This window comes from Asaia spathodeae NBRC 105894 (genome assembly GCF_025994195.1).
GTDB classification, from domain to species: domain Bacteria; phylum Pseudomonadota; class Alphaproteobacteria; order Acetobacterales; family Acetobacteraceae; genus Asaia; species Asaia siamensis.
On sequence record NZ_BAPY01000072.1, the window covers coordinates 150881 to 157463 of the forward strand.

The following is a 6583-nucleotide window of genomic DNA, read 5'->3' on the forward strand; positions in this document are numbered from 1 at the left end:
CGTTACGCTCATGAGCGAAGCCCTGCAGGATCTTCCCCTCTCGTCGCAGAATCCCGCCTCGCCTGAGGCTGCCCTCGCCGTACGTGAGCTGGATTTCTATTACGGTGAGAAACAGGCTCTCAAATCCATCACCATGGATTTTCGCAAGCAGAACGTGACCGCCATGATCGGCCCATCGGGCTGTGGCAAATCCACGCTTCTACGCATTTTCAACCGTATGTACGATCTCTATCCGGGTCAGAAAGCCACGGGAACGGTGCTTTTCGATGGCGCGGATATTCTCGATCCGGGCCTCGATCTCAACATGCTGCGGTCGCGTATCGGCATGGTTTTCCAGAAGCCGACGCCCTTCCCGATGTCGATCTACGACAACATCGCCTTCGGGGTGCGCCTGCATGAAAAGCTTTCGCGTTCCGAGATGGACGCCCGCGTTGAGGACGTGCTGACGCGCGTGGCCCTGTGGAAGGAAGTGCGCGACCGTCTGAAAGAGCCGGCGGGCGGCATGTCGGGCGGTCAGCAGCAGCGCCTGTGCATTGCGCGCAGTATTGCGACAAAGCCCGAGGTTCTGCTTCTCGATGAGCCGACCTCGGCGCTGGACCCCATCTCGACAGCGCGTATCGAGGAACTGCTCGACGAGCTCAAACAGGATTTCACAATCGCCATTGTGACGCATAACATGCAGCAGGCGGCACGCTGCGCCGATCAGGTTGCCTTTTTCTATCTTGGCTCGCTGATTGAAATGGATAGCGCTGACCGGATGTTCACCAATCCGCGTCAGAAGCAGACACAAGATTATATTACCGGGCGTTTCGGTTAAGTTTTCCCCAAGCGGGTAGGGACAAGCAATTATGCCAGCGGACAGCCTTCACACCGTCAAGAGCTACGAGCAGGAACTAGACCGCATGCGCGCCATGATGGCGCGTATGGGGGGCATCGTCGAAAGCCAGGTGGCGCAGGCCGTCGCCGCCGTGACCGAGCATGATGAAGACGCGGCCCAGGCGGCCCCTGCGCAGGACCCGCAGGTCGATATGCTCGAGCGCGATGTCGAGGCGCTGGCCATTCGTCTGCTCGCCCTGCGTAGCCCGATGGCTGGCGATCTGCGCGAGATCGTGGCTGCGCTCAAGATCACGGGAGATCTCGAACGCATCGGCGATTACGCGGCCTCCATCGCGCGTCGTAGCCAGCGTTTTGACCTGGTCGACCGTCAGATCTCGCTTTCGGGCCTGCGCAGCATGGGGCGCCTCGTGCAGGAAAATCTGCGTCGCGTTATCGACGCCGTCACCCAGCAGGATTCCGACCGTGCGACGGAAGTCTGGCAGGCTGACCGCGAGGTGGACGAATACTACACGGCGATGTTCCGCGAGCTTGTCACCTATATGATGGAAGACCCGCGCAATATCAGCCCTTGCACGCATCTGCTCTTCATCGCGAAGAACTTCGAGCGTATCGGTGACCACACGACAAATATCGCCGAGCGCGTCTATTATGCTGTGACGGGTGAGAATCTGCCTGCAGTGCGCCCGCGTGGCGGTATTGCAGCCGGGGATGATCTGGTTTCACGATGAGCGGCGCCCTCGTAAAGATTGTTGTCGTTGAAGATGATCCGTCTCTTCAGCTGATGATACGCTATAATCTCGACAAGCTTGGCTATGACGTCTCGGCCTTCCCCGAGGCCGAACAGGCCTGGGAGCATATTTCGCGCGCGCGTCCCGATGCGATTGTGCTCGACTGGATGCTGCCGGGTATGTCGGGTCTTGATCTCTGCCGACGCATCAGAGGCACGTCGTCGCTTCACGACCTGCCGGTATTGATGCTGACGGCCCGCGCCGACGAGCAGGACAGCATTCGCGGCCTCGACAGCGGGGCGGATGACTATATCGCCAAGCCATGCAGCATCGAGGCTCTCGATGCCCGTCTGCGCGCGCTGCTGCGTCGCACCCAGCCGGTCAAGCAGAACGTGCTGAATTTTGCCGATCTGCAACTCGATCTGCAGACACATCGTGCCGAGCGCAACGGGCGCGCCCTCACGCTGGGCCCGACCGAGTTCCGTCTCCTCGAATTCCTGATGCGCCACCCGAGGCGCGTCTTTTCGCGCGAGGATCTGCTTCAGAAGGTCTGGGGCTCGAATGTGCATGTCGAATTGCGAACGATCGATGTGCATATCCGGCGCCTGCGCCGCGCGCTCAATCTGGATGACGAGATGGATTATGTGCGTACCGTGCGCTCTGCCGGTTACGCCCTCGACGATCAGGCCTGAGGGAGCCCGGCCCTGACCTTTGCTCTTATCGCGCTTCTTGCGCTTTCGCTTCTGGGGTGGGGTTTTTCATGGCGCGCCTGGCAGCGCCGGCTGGTTCTGGTTCCCCCCACCGCCCTGACGCCCAAACCCGTTCAAGGTGAGGCGCCAGGGGCGCCGGTTTTCTGCGATCTGCTGCCAATTCCGGCCGTACTGCTCGATCAGGGCGGGCGCATCTATCATGCCAATCGTGTCGCACATTCCACCTTTGGCGATGCGCTGGGCGCGGTAATCCGTCATCCGGCGGTACAATCGGTACTCGCGACCCTGACGCCTGAGACCGGTGTCGTCACGCGTGTCGAACTGGACGTGCCTGTGCGACGCATCGTGCAGGTGACCTTCCGCAAATGGTCCGAGCGTTTCGCAAGCGATATCGGCTGGGTCGATGGCGTTCTTGCCGTGCTTGAGGATTGTTCGGAAGTCGAGGTGGTCGATCGGATGCGCGCCGATTTCGTGGCGTATGCCAGCCACGAACTGCGCACACCTCTCGCCTCGCTGATCGGGTTCATCGAAACCCTGCAGGGGCCTGCTTCTGACGATCCGGCGGCGCAGCAGCAGTTTCTGGCTGTCATGGCGGCTCAGGCCGCCCGTATGGAGCGTCTGATCGAGCGTCTGCTCTATCTCTCCCGCGTGCAGCGTCTCGAGCATATGCGCCCTAATGATCTCGTGGCGGCGCAGGACATCATGGATCGCCTGCTGGAAGACAGCCAGATCCTGATACGATCCTCAGACGCAAAGCTGATCCTTCTGCCGACGGATGAAGATCTGTTCTTTCCCGCAGATGAAGACCAGATCGTGCAGGTTCTGCTCAATCTGGTCGAGAATGCGCTCAAATATGCGGGGCCGGAGATCGAGATCCGTGTCGGGATCGTCGCCGATAACGGCAGGGGGGTCGAGATCTCGGTCTCCGATAACGGGCGTGGTGTCGATACGCAGCACGTGCCACGACTGACCGAACGCTTCTACCGGGTGGAAGGGCGCGTCACGGCTTCCCAGAGCGGGACCGGGCTTGGTCTGGCGATCGTGAAACATATCGTTGATCGCCATGGCGGGCGCCTTCGTATCGAAAGCGCCCCCGGCAAAGGCATGACCTGCCGTATCTGGCTGCCAAAGGCGAGCTGACCTTACCTCCCGCAGGGGAGGCGCAGAGACAGCTTCAGAACCAGCCGCGCGGGTTACGCATGGGCACTTCGTCGGTGAGCGCAATGATCGGACGGATAACGCGAATAAGCCACCAGACGAAAAGCAGGCTGAACAGGATATAGCCGACGAAGACGAGGCAGAGGAGGCCTGAGATGGCCGCGCCGCACAGACCCAGCCAGAAAGTGCGGATTGCGTAGGTGAAGTGGCTCTCATAGATCGTGCCCTTTGCATCGCCACGCTTGAGATAGGCCACGATCACACCGGGAATACTGGTGATGCCGAAGAAAAACGACGCGATGAACAGAATGTGCACGATCCAGGCCCAACGCCTTGCCCGTTCGCTGCGTTGAGAGACAGGCCAGGCCTGGGAAAAACCGGGTTGCATGGGGATTTCGATCCTTTTGCCGTGCTGTGGTAATGAAAGAGTCGGGTCTTCTGTGCTCACGCTACCCTGAAGAGGCCCGATGTTGTTACAGAAAACTGATCGGTGACATGATTTCGTCTTCGCGTATTTTGACTTTGCTTGCTCTGGCAGCTCTCGTTTCGCCCTCTGTGGCGCATGCCCAGAGCGTCACGGGCGCCGGTTCAAGCTTTGCTGCTCCGCTTTACGAAAGCTGGGGCGTGCTGGCACGAGGCAAGGGCGGTATCAGTGTCAATTACCAGAGTGTCGGCTCTGGCGCGGGCCTCAACCAGGTCGTGGCGGGAACGGTCGATTTCGGCGCCTCGGACAAGCCTGCGGGGAAGGCGCTTCTGGCCGATCACAAGCTTTATCAGTTCCCGACGGCGCTCGGTGCCATTGTCGTCATCGTCAACCTGCCCGATCTGCCTGCTGGCGTCCTGCGTCTCGATGGTCCGACGCTCGCTGCGATTTACGATGGACGCATCAGCGAGTGGAATGATCCGCGCATCAAGGCGCTGAATCCCGATCTGACCCTGCCGGATATCGATGTGGCCCCCATTCATCGTGCCGACGCATCGGGGACGAGCTTCGTGTTCACATCCTATCTTTCTCACGTCTCGCCCGAATGGCGCGCCAAGACCGGCGCCGGTACCTCCGTCGCCTGGACCGAGGGCGCTGGCGCGCGCGGCAATGACGGTGTGGCTGCCAGTGTGCGCGAGACGATTGGCGGGATCGGTTATGTCGAATATGCCTATGCGAGCCATAACCACATCCCGATGGCGCGCATGAAGAGCCATGACGGGGCCTATGTTGAGGCCAATCCTGCGAATTTCGCTGCTGCGGCGGCACAGGCTGACTGGCAGCACGCACAGGGTCATGTGATCGATCTGCTCGATGGTCCCGGCGCAAATGCCTGGCCGATCATGAGCGCAACCTATGCCATCGTACCCAGAGCCTCGCACCCCGAGGTCAGGCGGTTTTTTGAAATCGGTCTGCGCGATGGAGAGGATGAGGCCAGGAAGCTCGACTACATCACCCTGCCGGCTTTTGTGCGCGACGACATTCTCGGGAACTGGCCGCGCTGATGGGATGATCTTCCATCAGGAGGAAAGTTCCGTATATCTGAAGTAGCAAAGTCTTGATAAGACGCGCCATTCTCAACGGCGCTGGGCGGTCTATTCTGTATCGATCCTTTAATGGCAGGGGTGTTATCCCCGCCATGGGCTCTGAATAGTGATCAAGCGGGAATATCCCTATGCCTCTGCCTTCTTTTCTCTTTGTCTGCACAGGCAATATCTGCCGTTCCCCGCTCGCTGAAGCTGCCATGCGCGCCGAAGCTGCCAAACGCGGTCTGACTCTGGATATCGACTCTGCTGCTACCGGCGTGTGGCATGTGGGCGAAGCGCCCGATATCCGTGCCCGCCGCGTTGCCAAGCGTCATGGTCTCGATATCGAAAACTATGTCGCCAGGCAGGTTCAGGAGGACGATTTTACCCGCTTTGACCACATCATTGCCCTTGATTCCGGCCATTTGCGGGCCCTGCGTCGCCTCGCGCCCAAGGCGGATCACGAACGCATCCGCCTCCTGCTCGATTATGTTCCCGAACGTAGCGGAGAGGAAATTTCCGACCCGTTCTATGGCAAGGATATCGACTTCGAGACAGCGTGGCAGGAAATCGCGCTTGGTTGCGCCAGTCTTGCCAGTTTCACGCTGGATTCCTGATGCCCACACGGCTTGAGAGCGCGGCCCTGCTGATCGGGGAGTCATTCAGTTTCGACGCCGCGCCGATGGGCGGCGGCGACCTCTCTGAAATCTGGCATCTGCGTTTCGAATCGGGTCGTGAGGCGGTCGTCAAATTTGGCGGTCAGGCAGCGGCAGAGGCGGCCATGCTGCGTGCCATTGCGGCGACCGGTGCCCCGGTGCCGGAGATACTGGCAGCGCAGGGGGATCTGCTCGTTCTGTCTTTCATCAGGGCGGCACGGCTTTCAGAGGCTGGATGGGCCGCTTTGGGAAAAACCCTTTCGACTCTCCACGCTGCCAATCAACCGCCCCGTTATGGCTGGTCGGAAGATTATGCTTTCGGGTCCATGCCGATTGCTAATGCCTGGACCTCCGACTGGCGTAATTTCTGGCGCGACTACCGGCTGGCCCCCTGTCTCTCCTTTTTACCCAGAGAGACCGCCGCAAGAGTCAGCCATATCGGCAGGACGCTCGAGCGTTTTCTTCCCGAGGCGCCACGTCCCAGTCTGCTGCATGGCGATCTGTGGGGCGGGAATTTCATTCTGACCCGAACCGAGCGCGCCGAGACCAAAGCTGTGCTGATAGACCCGGCATCGCTTATCGGGGATGCCAGTGCCGATTTCGCGATGCTGACACTTTTCTCCGCACCGCCCGAAAGCTTCTGGCGCAGCTACGGCCCGTTGCCTGACGGTTATGATCGTTCGATTGATGTCTATCGTCTGTGGCCAGCCCTCGTGCATTACCGGCTTTTTGGCCAGACCTATCTCGGCATGGTCGAAAGCCTGCTCGACCGGCTCGAGGTCTGAAACCAGGCTTCAGCGGGTCTGCGACGCTCACGGCTGATCAAGACGGGGCGCTGCGTAGCAGGGGAAACTTATGCACAGTGAATAACCTGCACGCCTGATCTTCTGCCCGACAGGCCGGGCAGGAGATCAGGCCAGACGCTCGTAAACGAAAGAGTTGTGGCTGGGGGGGGCTCTCTCCGGCAGCGACGCTGAGATGGGGG

Annotated in this window: 9 protein-coding genes; 7 read left to right on the top strand and 2 right to left on the bottom strand. The window is 60.2% G+C overall.

Annotation, left to right across the window (positions count from 1 at the left end; genetic code table 11):
* The first annotated feature begins 10 nt into the window (after positions 1-10).
* Genes pstB through phoB form a run of 3 tightly spaced genes read left to right on the top strand, consistent with a single transcriptional unit; the run spans position 11 to position 2257 of the window.
* Entirely contained in the window at positions 11-817 is an 807-nt protein-coding gene (gene pstB, locus AA105894_RS14460) for a phosphate ABC transporter ATP-binding protein PstB (protein ID WP_267312372.1), read from the top strand.
* 31 nt (positions 818-848) lie between these two features.
* Positions 849-1565 carry a phosphate signaling complex protein PhoU gene (gene phoU / locus AA105894_RS14465; protein ID WP_188426106.1) on the top strand — a complete coding sequence of 239 codons (717 nt, stop codon included), beginning with the start codon at positions 849-851 and terminating at the stop codon, positions 1563-1565.
* A complete protein-coding gene (gene phoB / locus AA105894_RS14470; RefSeq protein ID WP_188426105.1) occupies positions 1562-2257 on the top strand; it encodes a phosphate regulon transcriptional regulator PhoB in 696 nt (231 codons plus the stop codon). The genes phoU and phoB overlap by 4 nt, the downstream gene beginning before the upstream one ends.
* 66 nt (positions 2258-2323) lie before the next feature.
* Here the strand turns inward: phoB and AA105894_RS14475 are convergent, their stop codons facing one another.
* Positions 2324-2533: a hypothetical protein gene (locus AA105894_RS14475; protein ID WP_267312373.1), complete on the bottom strand. Its 210-nt coding sequence runs from the start codon at positions 2531-2533 to the stop codon at positions 2324-2326.
* A gap of 69 nt (positions 2534-2602) precedes the next feature.
* On the opposite strand from AA105894_RS14475, the gene AA105894_RS14480 reads away from it, so the two are divergent.
* Complete coding sequence (locus AA105894_RS14480) at positions 2603-3415, top strand: sensor histidine kinase (RefSeq protein ID WP_267312374.1); 813 nt, start codon at positions 2603-2605, stop codon at positions 3413-3415.
* 34 nt (positions 3416-3449) lie between these two features.
* Here the strand turns inward: AA105894_RS14480 and AA105894_RS14485 are convergent, their stop codons facing one another.
* Positions 3450-3821 (bottom strand): DUF4870 family protein, encoded by a 372-nt coding sequence (locus AA105894_RS14485; RefSeq protein ID WP_267312375.1) that lies wholly within the window; start codon positions 3819-3821, stop codon positions 3450-3452.
* Positions 3822-3928: 107 nt separating this feature from the next.
* Here AA105894_RS14485 and pstS point away from each other — a divergent pair, with 107 nt between their 5' ends.
* From pstS to AA105894_RS14500, 3 genes are all read left to right on the top strand, one after another.
* A complete protein-coding gene (pstS, locus tag AA105894_RS14490) occupies positions 3929-4921 on the top strand; it encodes a phosphate ABC transporter substrate-binding protein PstS (RefSeq protein WP_267312376.1) in 993 nt (330 codons plus the stop codon).
* A 170-nt stretch (positions 4922-5091) separates the two neighbouring features.
* A complete protein-coding gene (locus tag AA105894_RS14495; RefSeq protein WP_267312377.1) occupies positions 5092-5559 on the top strand; it encodes a low molecular weight protein-tyrosine-phosphatase in 468 nt (155 codons plus the stop codon).
* Entirely contained in the window at positions 5559-6383 is an 825-nt protein-coding gene (locus AA105894_RS14500) for a fructosamine kinase family protein (RefSeq protein WP_267312378.1), read from the top strand. The genes AA105894_RS14495 and AA105894_RS14500 overlap by 1 nt, the downstream gene beginning before the upstream one ends.
* Positions 6384-6583 lie beyond the last annotated feature (200 nt).

Coding starts and splice junctions, on each gene's coding strand:
- pstB (WP_267312372.1), top strand. CDS start 11: ATGAGCGAAGCCCTGCAGGATCTTCCCCTCTCGTCGCAGAATCCCGCC.
- phoU (WP_188426106.1), top strand. CDS start 849: ATGCCAGCGGACAGCCTTCACACCGTCAAGAGCTACGAGCAGGAACTA.
- phoB (WP_188426105.1), top strand. CDS start 1,562: ATGAGCGGCGCCCTCGTAAAGATTGTTGTCGTTGAAGATGATCCGTCT.
- AA105894_RS14475 (WP_267312373.1), bottom strand. CDS start 2,533: ATGACGGATTACCGCGCCCAGCGCATCGCCAAAGGTGGAATGTGCGAC.
- AA105894_RS14485 (WP_267312375.1), bottom strand. CDS start 3,821: ATGCAACCCGGTTTTTCCCAGGCCTGGCCTGTCTCTCAACGCAGCGAA.
- pstS (WP_267312376.1), top strand. CDS start 3,929: ATGATTTCGTCTTCGCGTATTTTGACTTTGCTTGCTCTGGCAGCTCTC.
- AA105894_RS14495 (WP_267312377.1), top strand. CDS start 5,092: ATGCCTCTGCCTTCTTTTCTCTTTGTCTGCACAGGCAATATCTGCCGT.
- AA105894_RS14500 (WP_267312378.1), top strand. CDS start 5,559: ATGCCCACACGGCTTGAGAGCGCGGCCCTGCTGATCGGGGAGTCATTC.